11 protein-coding genes and 1 pseudogene are annotated in these 13,658 nt (G+C 68.2%); 4 read left to right on the plus strand and 8 right to left on the minus strand.

Annotated features, from left to right (window positions below; translation table 11 throughout):
• Positions 1-172: 172 nt before the first annotated feature.
• Genes NK718_RS21215 through NK718_RS21240 form a run of 6 tightly spaced genes read right to left on the minus strand, consistent with a single transcriptional unit; the run spans position 173 to position 6,631 of the window.
• The gene (locus NK718_RS21215; RefSeq protein ID WP_254746474.1) at positions 173-1,159 is read right to left on the minus strand and encodes an ABC transporter ATP-binding protein; all 987 of its coding nucleotides are present in this window, start codon (positions 1,157-1,159) and stop codon (positions 173-175) included.
• Entirely contained in the window at positions 1,156-2,199 is a 1,044-nt protein-coding gene (locus NK718_RS21220; protein ID WP_254746476.1) for an ABC transporter ATP-binding protein, read from the minus strand. The genes NK718_RS21215 and NK718_RS21220 overlap by 4 nt, the downstream gene beginning before the upstream one ends.
• Entirely contained in the window at positions 2,196-3,191 is a 996-nt protein-coding gene (locus tag NK718_RS21225) for a dipeptidase (RefSeq protein WP_254746478.1), read from the minus strand. Before NK718_RS21225 ends, NK718_RS21220 begins: the two co-directional genes overlap by 4 nt.
• 26 nt (positions 3,192-3,217) lie before the next feature.
• Positions 3,218-4,123, minus strand: coding sequence for an ABC transporter permease (locus NK718_RS21230; protein ID WP_254746480.1), 906 nt, complete (start codon positions 4,121-4,123; stop codon positions 3,218-3,220).
• A 7-nt stretch (positions 4,124-4,130) separates the two neighbouring features.
• Entirely contained in the window at positions 4,131-5,048 is a 918-nt protein-coding gene (locus NK718_RS21235) for an ABC transporter permease (RefSeq protein ID WP_254746482.1), read from the minus strand.
• Positions 5,049-5,098: 50 nt separating this feature from the next.
• A complete protein-coding gene (locus tag NK718_RS21240; protein ID WP_254746484.1) occupies positions 5,099-6,631 on the minus strand; it encodes an ABC transporter substrate-binding protein in 1,533 nt (510 codons plus the stop codon).
• A 189-nt stretch (positions 6,632-6,820) separates the two neighbouring features.
• Here NK718_RS21240 and NK718_RS21245 point away from each other — a divergent pair, with 189 nt between their 5' ends.
• From NK718_RS21245 to NK718_RS21255, 3 genes are all read left to right on the plus strand, one after another.
• Entirely contained in the window at positions 6,821-7,468 is a 648-nt protein-coding gene (locus NK718_RS21245; RefSeq protein ID WP_254746486.1) for a cupin domain-containing protein, read from the plus strand.
• Positions 7,465-8,493 carry a dipeptidase gene (locus NK718_RS21250; protein WP_254746487.1) on the plus strand — a complete coding sequence of 343 codons (1,029 nt, stop codon included), beginning with the start codon at positions 7,465-7,467 and terminating at the stop codon, positions 8,491-8,493. Before NK718_RS21245 ends, NK718_RS21250 begins: the two co-directional genes overlap by 4 nt.
• 315 nt (positions 8,494-8,808) lie before the next feature.
• Positions 8,809-10,638 (plus strand): ABC transporter ATP-binding protein, encoded by a 1,830-nt coding sequence (locus tag NK718_RS21255; protein ID WP_254746488.1) that lies wholly within the window; start codon positions 8,809-8,811, stop codon positions 10,636-10,638.
• Between the two features lie 62 nt (positions 10,639-10,700).
• On the opposite strand, the gene NK718_RS21260 is transcribed toward NK718_RS21255, so the two are convergent.
• Positions 10,701-11,273: an NADPH-dependent FMN reductase gene (locus tag NK718_RS21260; RefSeq protein ID WP_254746489.1), complete on the minus strand. Its 573-nt coding sequence runs from the start codon at positions 11,271-11,273 to the stop codon at positions 10,701-10,703.
• A 196-nt stretch (positions 11,274-11,469) separates the two neighbouring features.
• On the opposite strand from NK718_RS21260, the gene NK718_RS21265 reads away from it, so the two are divergent.
• The gene (locus NK718_RS21265; RefSeq protein WP_254746490.1) at positions 11,470-12,912 is read left to right on the plus strand and encodes a DHA2 family efflux MFS transporter permease subunit; all 1,443 of its coding nucleotides are present in this window, start codon (positions 11,470-11,472) and stop codon (positions 12,910-12,912) included.
• A 5-nt stretch (positions 12,913-12,917) separates the two neighbouring features.
• Here NK718_RS21265 and NK718_RS21270 read toward each other — a convergent pair.
• A pseudogene (locus tag NK718_RS21270) lies at positions 12,918-13,658 on the minus strand (hypothetical protein); the annotation flags it as partial.

Raw genomic sequence — 13,658 nt, forward strand, 5'->3', positions numbered from 1 at the left:
CGCGGGCATCACGAGTGGCGCGAGCCGCTTGAGCCCCGCCCTGAACTACGGCCAGACCGCGTGGAGGTGGGGCTGCGTCCCGCTGCCAGCCCGTATCCGCCGTTTCCTTGGCGCGACGATGGCGACGCCGCGCCCCGACGCGGTTCGACGCGGAAACGATCGCCACGGCCGATCAGCTCGACGACGCCAGCTCCCTGTTCACAACCCAGCAGCGCACCTTGTGCTCCTGCGTGCCGACCAGGTCCGGCGTCTCGACTCGGCAGCGATCCTCGGCCAAGGGGCAGCGCGGGTGGAAATGACACCCTCTAGGCGGATCGATGGGGTTGGGAACGCCCCCTTCGAGGATCACCTCGGGCGTCGGGCGGGCCGGGTCGGCGAGCGGAATGGCCGAAATCAGCGCCTGCGTATAGGGATGCAGCGGTCGCGCAAAGAGGGTGGCCACCGGCGCCTCCTCGACGATCCTCCCCAGATACATCACGGCCACGCGGTCGGCGATGTGCTCGACGACGCGCAGATCATGGGAAATGAACACGTAGGACAGGCCAAACCGCCCCTGCAGATCGGTAAGCAGGTTGAGGATCTGCGACTGGATCGACACATCGAGCGCCGACACCGGCTCGTCGCACACGATGAGGCGCGGCTCGAGCGCCAAAGCCCGCGCGATCCCGATGCGCTGGCGCTGCCCTCCCGACAGCTGATGGGGATAGCGCGCGTAGTGCTCGGGTTGCAGCCCGACGATGTCGAGCAGTTCCAGCGCCCGCTTGCGCCGGCTCTCGGGCGTGCCGACGCGATGGACCACGAGCGGCTCACAGATCGTGTCGCCCAGCGTCTGGCGCGGATTGAGGGAGGCGTACGGGTTTTGGAACACCATCTGGACCTTGCGCCGCACCGGCTTCAATGCGGTCTCGTCCAGGTCGCCAATGTTCTCGCCTTCGAAGAACAACTCGCCAGCTGTCGGTCTGTCCAGTCGCACCAGCATCCGCCCCAGCGTGGACTTGCCGCAGCCCGATTCCCCCACCAGCCCCAAGGTCTCGCTGCGCGCGACGTGGAGATCGACGCCGTCGACCGCCTTGACGGTCTGGGTCGAGGGGCGAAACAGCCGTCCCGGCACGGGAAAGTGGCGGCGGAGTTGGCGCGCCTCCAGCAGCGGCGCACTCATGCCGCCTCACTCCCGACGTGGAGCCAGCAGCGCACCTTGCGCGCACCCGGGCCGAGATCTCCAGCGACGGGCACGAGAGGCGGCTCGGCCTCGCGGCATTTGCTGAACACGTGCGCGCAGCGCCCGGCAAAGCGACAGCCTGCCGGGAGCCTGCTCAAGGGGGGAACCGTTCCGGGAATACTGATCAACGCCTGGCGAGCCGCGCCGTGGCGGGGCTTTGGCATGGAGGCCAGCAGGCCCCTGGTATAGGGGTGCAAGGGGTCGGCGAAGAGGTCGCCCACGGCACTTTCCTCGACGATCACGCCGGCATACATGACGCACACGCGCTGCGCCATCTGGGCCACCACGCCGAGGTCGTGGGTGATCAGGAGCAGGGCCGCGCCACTGTCCTGCTGAAGCCGCTTCATCAGCCGCAACACCTGCGCCTGGATCGTCACGTCGAGCGCCGTGGTCGGCTCGTCGGCGAGCATCACCTTGGGTCGGCGCGCCAGCGCGATGGCGATCATCACGCGCTGGCGCATCCCGCCCGAAAGCTGATGCGGAAAGGCATCGCAGCGGACCGAGGGAGAGGGAATGCCGACCAACTCCAGCAGTTCAATCGCGCGCCGCCTCGCCTCCTCCCGGCTCACCGTTTCGTGCATGCGGATCGCCTCGGCGATCTGCCAGCCGACGCGAAACACCGGGTTGAGCGAGGTCATGGGGTCCTGGAACACCATCGACACCGCGTTACCCCGCACGCGACGCAAGGCGCGCTGATCGAGCCTGGCCAGGTCGCCGACCCCGTCGAGCCAAACTTCGCCCTCCGTGATCCTGCCGGCGGGCTGCGGCAGCAGACCCAGGATGGCCAGTGCCGTCATGCTCTTGCCGCACCCGCTCTCGCCCACGATGCTGAGCGTCGCGCCGGCCGGCAGGTCGAACGACACGCCGTCCACCGCCCGCACCACCGTGTCGCCGAGATGCAGATGGGCGTGGAGATTGCGGACGCTGAGAACGGGCGGAGCCGATCGAACCTGCACGCTGGCGTCGAGCGCCGGGGTCATTCGCCCCAGACCTCCCGGTACACGCGAATCAGGTTGCCGCCCATGACCTTGTCGATGACGCTCCCGCCAATGCCGCGCCGCGACAGCGCCTCCGCCAGGTTGGGAACATGCGCCATGCTTTCGAACCCCACGCTCAGCCGGTTCTCGAACGTGAACCAGGGGCCCAGCACGGCCGTCACCTCGGGATAGATCCCCCGCGGGCCGAAGCTCTTTTGCCACTCGTCGTCGGACTTGTACCTGTTTTCCGACAGATCGCTGCCGAACGCGACGTGGTCCTCGCCGACAAGGTTGATGAAATAGGCGACCTGCTCGGCCCAGTCGTCGACGGAGGGGCGCCGGTCATGACGGACCATGGGGGGCCAGAGCGTCGCGCCGACGGTGCCGCCGGTGCGGGCGGCGGCCAAGGCGAGTTCGTCGGGGATGTTGCGCAGGCTGTCACACAGCGCGCGCGCGTTGGAATGGCTGAAGATGACGGGACGCTTGGAACGCGCCAGCACGCCGGCCGCCGTCTGATAGCCGACGTGCGACAGGTCGATCAGCATCCGCAGCTCGTTCATCAGCGCCACCCAGCGCTCGCCGAGCGGGCTCAAGCCGGGATCCCCGCCCTTGGCCAGGACGCCGCCGCCGAACCGGTTCAATTCCATGTAGGTCGGCTGAAGGATGCGAAACCCGATCCGCTCGAGGATCCGCAGCAGCTCGACGTCCTCCTCGACGAGGACCGAGTTCTGCGCGCCGAGGATGATGGCGAGTTTGCCGTCGGCCTTGGCCTGCTCGATGTCGCGAACCGACCTCGGGATCGTCGCGATGTCCGCGTTGTCGGCGATGACGGCGAGCGTGCGCGCCAGATCCGACATGGCCGTGTTGAAGTCGTGCGGCGGCCGCACCGAGGTGAGATTGAGGGCGGTGACGCCGCCCTTGAGCGTGCGCTGCATTTGCTCGCGCGTGACAGGGGCGCAGTTGAGGCCGTCGACGACCAGGGCTCGGCTTGTCATGGTTCAGGCTCCCTCGGATTCAGTGGCTAGAGGCGTTCATCGAGTTGCGGGTCGAGAGCGTCGCGCAGGGCGTCGCCGAAAATGTTGATGGCCAGGATGACGAGGGCGATGGCGATGCCCGGCGACAGCGAGACGGCCCAGGACTGATTGAGATACTTCCTTCCATCGCTGATCATGCCTCCCCATGTCGGCGTGGGCGGCTGGACGCCCAGCCCCAGAAAGCTCAGCGTGGCCTCCAGCAGGATCATGCGGGCCACCTCGAAGCTGGCGTAGACGATGATCGCCGACAGGATATTGGGCAGGATATGCAGCGCCATGACGCGCCCGCGCGACGCCCCGATGGCGCGCGCCGCGTCGACGAACTCCAGATGTCTGACCGTGAGAACCGAGCCGCGCACGATGCGGGCGAAACGCGGCCAACCGGAGAGCCCCATCACCAGGACCAGATTGGTCAGCGACGGCCCGACGACGGCCACGACGGCGATCACCAGCAAGATCAAGGGAAAGGCGAGCTGAATATCGATGAGCCGCAGGATCACGGCGTCGATCTTGCCGCCGTAAAAACCGGCGGCCAGACCCGCCGCCACACCGGCGAGGCCGGAGACGAGCACCGCGAAGAGGCTCACAAGCAGCGTGATGCGGGTCCCCTCGACGATCCGCGACAGCGTATCGCGGCCCAACTGATCGGTGCCGAGCCAGTAACCCGCCACGCCTTTCTCCGACCAGGCAGGTGGCAGGAGGCGAAGCGCAAGATCCTGGGCGTAGCCGTCGCGTGGGGCGATCCATTCCGGCGCGAGGGCGCAGGCGAGCGCGAGCGCGAGGATGAGCAGACTGATGCGCGCCGGCCAGCCCGCCAGCGTACCGCGCACCACGTGCCGCAGGCGGCTCTCGGGCGTCGATCGCGCGGTTGAGGGCAAGGCGGCGTCGGCCATGCTCACGTCACTTGTAGCTGATGCGGGGGTCGAGCGCCGCGTAGAGGAGGTCGACCACCAGGTTGACGAGCACGAAGGCGACGGCGAAGACGAAGACGACGGCCTGCACGACGGGAAAGTCGCGGGCGTAGATCGCCTGGATGGCGAGCCGGCCGACACCGGGCCAGGAGAAGATTGTCTCCGTCACCACGACACCGCCCAGCAGCAGGCCGAACTGCAGCCCGATGACAGTGAGAACGGGGATGAAGGCGTTGCGCAGCGCGTGCAGCCAGACCACCCTCGCCTCCCACACGCCCTTGGCGCGCGCGGTGCGGACATAGTCCTGCTTCAGGACGTCGAGCATGCATGAGCGCGTGACTCGCGCGATCAACGCGACCAGGTTGAAGGCCAAAGTCGTCGCCGGCAGCACGAGTTGGGCAAGGCTGCCGCGCCCGCCGGTCGGCAGCCAGCGCAACCAGACCGCGAAGACGATGATGCCGAGCACGCCCAGAAAAAACGACGGCACCGCCTGCCCAAGCAGCATGACGGTGCGGATCGACGTGTCCGTGGCCGAGCCCCTATGGTAGGCGGAGACGACGCCGGCCGGGATCCCGACGACGAGCGCGAGCGCCATGGTCGCGAAGGCCAGTTCGATGGTCGCCGGCAATCGTTCGACGACGAGCCCCATGGCCGGCTGCTGAAAGCGCAGCGACGCCCCGAAATCCCCCATGAGCGCGCGTCCTGCAAACACCACGAACTGTTCCCACAGCGGCCGATCGAGGCCGTTGACGGATCTGAAGGCTTCGCGGGCTTCGTCCGTGGCGTTCGGCGGCAGCATCAGATCGGTCGGATCGCCGCTGAGCCGTGTCAGCAGGAACGTGATCACCACGATCCCTGCCAGAACGGGAAGTGTCAGAACCAGCCGCCTCAGGAGATAGGACGCCATTCAGCGCTCCGGAGACGCGTCGAGCCGCCCGCGGGAAAGCCGCATCGCCGTCAACGCTTCAGCGTGACGTTATGCAGGAAGAAACGCTGGTCGCCGCGCGGCACGAAGCCGTCCAGCGCCTTGCTGACGCCGTAGAAATCGTAGCCGCCGAACAGAAAGGCGACCGGGACCTCCTCGTACATGAGGCGCGAGATCTTCTGGTAGATCTCGGCCCGCTTGGCCTTGTCGGTCTCGCGCGCGCCGGCATCGATCAGCGCGTCGAGGTCCGCGTTGCGGACGTAGGCGTAGCGCCAGGTGGATCGATACTGCGCCATCTGGAAGTCGGGGTCGTCCAGGGGAGCAAGGCCGAGATAGGCCATGGGTTGCAACTCGCGGTTGCGCAACTGGCGCAGGAATTCCCCAGGCTCGAGCGACACCATCTTGGTCCGGATGCCCGCCTTGGCGAGCATTCCGGCGATCGCCTCGGAGACTTCACGGTCCTGCGCGTAGCGGCCGGACGGAAACTTGAACGTAATCTCGAGGCCGTTGGGAAAACCGGCCTCCGCCAGCAACGCCTTCGCCTTGGCAGGATCGTAGGGGTAGTCCTTCAGGCCGGGGTCATAGCCGAGTTGCTCCTTGCGCAGGAGCTGGCCATTCAGCGCGAAGGCGCGCCCGGCGAACAGGTTTTTGATGATCGCCGTCTTGTCGATGGCGTAATTGACCGCCTGACGGACGCGCTTGTCCTTCAACGGGCTCGGATGTTCCTCCAGCGAGGAGAGGATCAGCTGGAAGATGCGATAGCTCGGCGTCTCGATCACCCGACGATCGGGCTGGGCGTTGATCTCGTCGATCGCCGCGATCGGGATGTTGGTCGCCACGTCGAACTCGCCCGTGGTGAACCCGGCCACGCGCGCCGTATCGTCCGGCACCGGGCGCCAGACCACCCGATCGATCCCTGTCGGCCCCTTCCCCCAGTAGTTCGGATTGCGGTCCATGACCACGCGGTTGTCCTTCACCCATTCGGTCAGTTTGAACGGGCCGGTGCCGATGGGCTTTTGGCCGAAGCCATCCAGGCCGACGCTCGCCCAATAGGCCGGCGGGGTGACGTAGACCTGGGTGAGCATGAGCTCGAAGGGGGGATAGGGGAACTTGGTGTGCACGACCACCGTCGCATCATCGATCTTTTCGACGCGGTCGATGGCGGCGGCGTAGTTCGCGTAGGCCGGCGTCTGCTTGGGATCCAGAAACACCTTGAAGCTGTGGACGACAGCATCGGCGTTCATCGGTTCGCCGTTGGTGAAGGTCACGCCCTTGCGCAGGTGAAGCCGCATGGACGACGACGTGAGCGGCTCCCAACTTTCGACGAGCATGGGCTCGATTTTCTGGGTGGCCGGGTTGTTCCACAGCAGGGCCTCGACGATGGCGTTGCCGGCGTTGAGATTGTCCGACGCCGTCGTGCCGTTGGGCCAGAGCGTCTGGGGATCAAAGCCCTGCGCGATCGTCAGCGTGCGCCCCTGTTGCGCGCGCCCCTCCCCGCCGAGCACGGGAAGGAGCAGGGTCGCGGCGGCCGCGGAGATGATCAGCGTACGACGAGCCAAGGACATCACGCACCTCCCCTCGAAGATCGACTCGGCCCGGGGTCACTGCGTGCCCCCACGAGCTCGTTCGATCATTATGAAACTTTTTCGATGATAGGACCTCAGTGTGAATTTACAATTGGAATTTTCACTTTAGGGTTGCGACTGAAATCGCACGGAGGCGCGGTTGCAGGCCCGCCGCCGGGAGACTGTCACATGGCGCAAGAGGCACGGACCCTGGGTGAGCCGACCGAGGCGGAAGCGGCCAGCTTCGTCCTCGGCCAGAAGATCCGGCATTTGCGCAAGGCGCGTGGCCTGTCGGTCAAGGACCTCTCAGCCGCCGCCGGATTATCCATTGGATTTGTCAGTCAGATCGAACGAGGTCTGTCGTCGGCATCCGTTCGCACGCTGGCGCGGCTGGCCGACGCGCTCAGCGTCGGGATTGGCGAACTGTTTACGGACACGGCGGACGAGTCCGGCCACCCGGCAACCATCGTCGCCCGAGCCTTCGAACATCGTACCCTGGACATGAAGAGTACCGGCGCGACCAAACGCTGGCTGACCCCGTTCGCCCGGGTTCCTCGCCTCGATCTCTATCTGATCGAACTGGAGCCCGGCGGGAGTTCCGGAGACCAGGCCTACATCCACGAGGGTGAAGAGGCTGGTCTCGTGCTGGAAGGCGGGCTCGAGTTGGTGGTCGATGGTCGCCGCTACGTGCTCGGTGAAGGCGACACGTTCAGGTTCGCGAGCGATCGCCCGCATCGCTTCGCCAACGCGGGCGCCAAGCCGGTCCGCGTCATTTGGGTCAACTACCGGGAAACGGGAAGCGCGGGAACCTCGTCCGCGCCAGGGAGCAAATCATGACCTCAGCCGCCACCTCCGCCGACACAAGCTCGTCGCCGCGTCCCTTCATCGTCGACGGGCTCAATTGCGCGGGCGTGAGCCGCGAGCAGTTCGAGCGCACGCTGGCAGGGGGCGTTCGCGCCATCAATCTGACGGCCGTCCAGCCGTGGTCGGACCTGCCGCAGACGCTGAAAGAACTGGAGACGAACCTTCAGATCGTCGAGGCGATGCCCGACCTTGCCCTTGTCGTGCGCTCCGCCGACGACATCACCCGGGCGGCGGACACCGATCGGCTCGGCGTCATCATCGGCGCGCAACACTCGCTGATGGTGGAGAAGGACGTGTCCTTGCTCGCCGCCTTCAAGCGGCTGGGAATGCGCATCCTGCAGCCCACCTACAACGAACCCTGCGCGTTCGGCCAGGGCGCGCCCGACACGGGCGACGCGGATCGTGGGATGACGGAGCTCGGCCGCCAGTGGGTGGCGGAAATGCACAGGAACCGTCTTCTGATCGATCTCTCCCACTGCGGACACCGCACCAGCGCCGATTTCATCGCCGCGGCAAAGGCGCCGGTGGTCTTCAGTCACGCCAATGCCTACGCCGTCTGCCCGAGCCCCCGCAATAAGACGGACGCCCTGCTGCGGGCCGTCGCGGAGACTGGCGGGCTTACGGGCGCGGTGATGTGGTCGCCTGCCGTCAAGCACGCCACGCGCCCCACCCTCGAGGACTATCTCGATCACGTCGACCACATCGTGCGCGTGGCCGGGGTCGAGCACGTCGCCCTTGCCAGCGACATCACCGAGGGCCACCCCCAGAACCGTGACAAGTGGGAAAAGTCCTTCGGACCGCGAGGACTCTATCCCAACATCACTGGCATTCTGGGGCCCTGGTACGAGTGGGAGACGCGCCTCAACGTCGATTTCTCCTCGTTGACGCACATGCCGCGGATCCTCGATGGGTTGGCGCGCCGCGGCTACAGCGAGGGGCAGATCGAACGGATCGCGTCCGGCAACTGGATGCGCGTGGCGCGCGACGTGTGGGGCTAAGCAAGCCGTGTGATCCTCGCCTTCGGGCAGGGTTCAGTTCGAGGCGCTCCTGGCCCGGTCGAAGCCCCGCGATCCACGCGAATCGGGGTTGCGCGCAGATCTTCCTCCCGCCTTGAGACGCCGCGCCCCTCCGCGACCTCGCCGAACGAAATCCGCTCGGCGACGCGGGGATGGATGACGCCGCCCGCCAGACTTCGGGAGAGCGGCGGAGTGGACACCCGTCATCCCTCTTTTTTGACGGAGTGGTGCGGTCGCGCGCTTGCGCGTGTCGGCGCTTGTCATAATCTCCGGCGGCTCTTGCCCCCCGAGCCCGTCATGTTCCGCTATTTCGAAAGCCTGCTCATTCCCACCGCCATGGACGCCCCCGGCCAGCCGCCGCAGGGGATGGTGGCGTTCTACTGGTTCTTCGCCCGGCAGGTGGTCTGGTTCCTCGTTGCGCTGCTCGTCCTCGGCGCGCTGATCGCGGCGACGGACGCGGCGATCCCGGTCATGATCGGCTGGGTGGTGAACGCCGTCGCCACCGCCGAGAACGGCCGGCTGTCCGAGCAGGCCTGGCCGATCCTGCTGGCGGGCGCGGCGCTCGTGCTCGTCGTGCGCCCTTTGCTGGCGATGGCGCAGTCGCTGCTGCAGTTCCAGGCGGTGTTTCCCGGCCTCACCAACCTCGTGCGCTGGCAGAGCCACCAGCACGTGGTGCGCCAGAGCATCGGCTATTTCCAGAGCGACTTCGCCGGCCGCATCGCCAGCCGCGTGCTGGAGACCGGCTACGCGCTGCGCGCCAGCCTCGTCTCCATCATCAGCGTCGTCTTCTACATGGTGGCGCTGGTGTCGATGGCCATCGTGCTGATCGCGCGCGCCGACCTGCTGCTGGCGCTGCCCATGGTGCTGTGGCTGGCGCTCTATGTCGGCCTGCTCGCCTGGCTGGTGCCGCACGTGCGCCGCAGCGCGACCGACGTGTCCTATGCCCGCTCGGCGGTGACCGGCCGCATCGTCGACAGCTACACCAACATCCTCACGGTGAAGCTGTTCGCCAACGGTCTGATCGAGGACGACCAGGTACGCCGCTCCATCGATCACCACACCGGCCGCATGCGCGTGCAGATGCGCTGGTTCACCTGGCTCACCATCGGGCTCGCCGTGCTCTCCGGCCTGCTGATCGCCGGCACCGGGGCGCTCGCCCTGTGGCTCTGGGGCCGCGGCGCGATCGGGCTGGAGATGGTGGCGACGGCGCTGCCGCTGACGCTGCAGATCAGCGGAGCGGCCAGTCGCGTCGCCTTCGAGACCACCGCCATCTTCGAGCAATTCGGCACGGTGCACGAGGGGATGGAGACCGTCGCCAAGCCGCTGCGCGTGACGGATCGGCCCGAGGCCCGGCCGATCGCGGTGACCAAGGGCGAGCTCGTGTTCGAGCGCGTCAGCTTCCACTACGGCCGCGAGGGCGGCGTCATCGACGATTTCTCGCTCGCCATCCGGCCCGGTGAGAAGATTGGCCTCGTCGGCCGCTCGGGGGCGGGCAAGTCGACCCTCGTCAACTTGCTGCTGCGCTTCTACGACCTGCAGGGCGGCCGGATCCTGATCGACGGGCAGGACTGCGCCTTCGCCACGCAGGACAGCGTGCGCGCGCAGATCGCCGTGGTGACGCAGGACACCTCGCTGCTGCACCGCTCCATCCGCGAGAACATCCGCTACGGCCGGCCCACCGCGAGCGAGGCGGAGGTCGAGGCGGCGGCGCGGCGCGCCCACGCGCACGACTTCATCCTCGAGCTCGAGGATTGGTCGGGCCGGCGCGGCTACGACGCCCATGTGGGCGAGCGCGGCGTCAAGCTCTCCGGGGGCCAGCGCCAGCGCGTCGCCATCGCCCGGGTGATCCTGAAGAACGCGCCCATCCTCATCCTCGACGAGGCCACCTCGGCGCTCGACAGCGAGGTCGAGGCGGCCATCCAGGAGCAGCTGGAGACGCTGATGGAAGGCAAGACGGTGATCTGCATCGCCCACCGGCTCTCCACCATCGCCCGCATGGACCGCCTCGTGATCCTCGACGCGGGCCGCATCGTCGAGCAGGGCACGCACCACCAGCTGCTCGAGAAGGATGGGCACTACGCCCGGCTCTGGCGCCGCCAGTCGGGCGGCTTCCTCGGCGAGGAGTGAGCGCCATCGACGCGATCATGCGCCGCGCCGCGCGCCGGGACGACGACGGCGACGCCCCGTGCTCAGGCGTTGCGCGGCAGCGCCGTGTAGACGCGCACGATGAACTGGTGGAACTCCGCCATGTATTTGCGCAGGAACTCGGCCGTGGACTCGACCGTGACCTCGCCGTCGTCGGTGATGAGGCCGGGCTTGAACTGGACGTAGGCCTCCGGCGCATTCATCTGCGGCGAGTTGCAGAAGCCGAGCACGCTGCGCAGTTGCTGCTGCGCCACCGCCGTGCCGATGGAGCCCGGCGACGTGCCGATCACGGCCGACGGCTTGCGGGCGAACGAGTTCTGGCCGTAGGGCCTGCTGGCCCAGTCGATGGCGTTCTTCAGGCCGCCCGGGATCGAGCGGTTGTATTCGGGGGTGACGAACAGCACCGCGTCGACGGCGGCCAGCGCGCTCTTGAACGCCCTGGCGGGCGGCGGAAAATCGGGGTCGTAGTCGTAGTTGTAGAGCGGCAGGTCGCGGATCGGCACCTCCGTGAATTCGAGATGCTCGGGGGCGAGGCGGATCAGCGCCTTGGCCAGCTTGCGGTTGATGGACTCCTTCGCGAGGCTGCCGATCAGATATCCGACTTTGAAATTCGTCATGGCCTGCTCCCGGGCGGTGGGCTTCGAACCGGTCTGGAGACCGCGAAGGCTCGCTTGCGATCGTGGCGGCAATGCAGGCGGCCGCTGCCCGGTTCGCCGTGCGTCCGTTTCCGCGCGGTTTCCGCTAGGTTGGAGCGCGAGCCGGTTCGCGCGCGTCGTGGCCGCGCCGCGTTGGAACATAGGGAAGGCCCAGCTCGTGCCGCCTGACGACACTCCATCGCTGCCGGGCGGCCAGATCTGGAAGATCACCGCGGTCGTTTCGTTCGGCCCGTTCCTCTCCCAACTGGACACGACGGTCGTCAACGTCGCGCTCTCGACGCTCAGCGTGGAGCTGAACGCTCCGCTCGCCACCATCCAGTGGGTGGCCACGGGCTATCTGCTGGCGCTCGCGCTGATGATCCCGCTGAACGGCTGGCTGGTGGATCGCGTCGGCCCCAAGCGGGTCTACCTCTCCTGCTTCGCGCTGTTCACCGCCGCCTCCACCTGCTGCGGACTGTCGCAGACGGTCGAGCAGCTGGTCGGGTTCAGGATCCTGCAGGGCATGGCGGGCGGCCTGCTCGCGCCCATGGCGCAGATGATGATCGCCCACCACGCCGGCCCGCGCATGGCGAAGATGATGTCGTTCGTCGGCATTCCCGTCCTCGTCGCGCCGATCTTCGGCCCATCAGTGGCCGGCGCCATCCTCCACGTGGCGTCGTGGCACTGGCTGTTCCTGATGAACCTGCCCGTGGGCGTCGCCGCCATCGTCGCCGCCGCCATCCTGCTGCCGGCCGACGGGGCCCTGCGGCCCCGGCCGCTCGATCTGCTGGGGTTCGGCCTGGTGTCGCCCGGGCTGGTGTTCCTGCTCGACGGCTTCAAGCGGTTCGCGACGTCCGGGAAGCCGTGGGTCGCGGCCGGCGAGGTCGCGGCGGCGGTGGTTCTGCTGGCGAGCTTCGTGGTCCGCAGCCTGCGCCGGGGAACGGGCGCGCTGATCGACGTGCGCCTGTTCCGCCACCGGACCTTCGCGGCCTCGGCCCGGACGCAGTTTCTCGCCAACGCCACAGTGCAGGGCGGGCAGATGCTGATCCCGCTCTATCTGCTGGCCGGGCGCGACGTGTCGCCCGCCTCGGTGGGGCTGCTGCTGGCGCCGATGGGGCTCGGCCTGCTGGCCGGGCGTCCCTTCCTCGACTTCCTGATCCGCACGTTCGGGCCGCGACGCGTATCCACCACCGGGGGGAGCATTTGCCTGGCGGCCACGCTTCCATTCGCCTGGCCCGGCCTGCATATGCCGCTCGGTGTGGTGGCGGGCGTCCTGCTGATCCGGGGGTTCGGCCTGAGCCTCGTCAACCTGCCCTCGATCGTCAGCGCCTATACCGCGATCCCGCGCGCGTCGCTGACCGACGCGGCGACAGCCATCAACATCGTCCAGCGGCTGGGCGGGCCGGTGTCCACCATGTCGATCGCGCTGCTGCTCCAGCACCTCGCCCACGGGGTCGAGGCGGGGTCGTCGGGCGCGGCCACGGCGGAGGTGCTGCCGCCATCCGTCTTTCCGGCGGGGTTCGCCCTGCTCTGCGTGGTAAACCTTCTCTGCATTCTGGCGGCGAGCCGATTGCCGCTGGTGCATACCCACTCGCGCCCCGAGAGCGCTGAGCGGAGCTGAAACTTTCAGCCCTTCGGGCCGCCGCCTCCGCCGCCGTCATTGCCGTTGCCGCCGCCCCGGCCCTCTCCGTGACCCTCGCCGCGGCCGCCGCCGCCGCCGTTGCCGCCGCCTTTTCCGCCTGGCCCTCCTCCGCCCCCGCCTCCTCCGGTCCCGCCGCCGCCGGAGAACGTGCCGTCGAGAGCCGTGCGCGCGCCCTGCCCCGCCTCCGAGAGCCACGACGCGCCACCGAACGAGATCGGGCCGGCGAACCGCGATCTGGCCCGTGACGCGACAGCGGCGGGCGGCGCGGCGCGGCAGGCGACGCGGACCATGCGGCCGGCCCGCTTCGCCAGCCTGAAGCCGCCTTCGCACGCGGAAACGACGGGACTGGGCCGCGTCCCTGCGGATCGGAAGGGCGAGAACAGGAAGCTCACCAGTTGGACCGGGAACGGCGCGGCCGCGCGGGACGCGCCACGCGATGCCCTGGCGAAGCGCGATCTCGGCCGCTCGCCGGTTCGCTGTCCCGGCTTCTTGTCCGGCGTCGCGTCGGCCGTCGCGGCCGGCCGTGGCGGCGGCAACGCCGCGACCTCCTCCAGATCGCGCGGCAGCGCCGCCGTCGGCGATGGGTCCTCGGACGCCACGACCAGCTCGGATCGAGCCGTCTCGGTCTCGGTCGCGACCTCCGTGCCGGTCGGCGCGGGGGCGGGGTCGAGGCCGGCGAGCGCGCCGAGGCGCGGCGTCAGGTCCGAGAGCTCGGCCAGGATCCG

This window comes from Alsobacter ponti, assembly GCF_024294805.1.
In the GTDB taxonomy this organism is placed as follows: domain Bacteria; phylum Pseudomonadota; class Alphaproteobacteria; order Rhizobiales; family Beijerinckiaceae; genus Alsobacter; species Alsobacter ponti.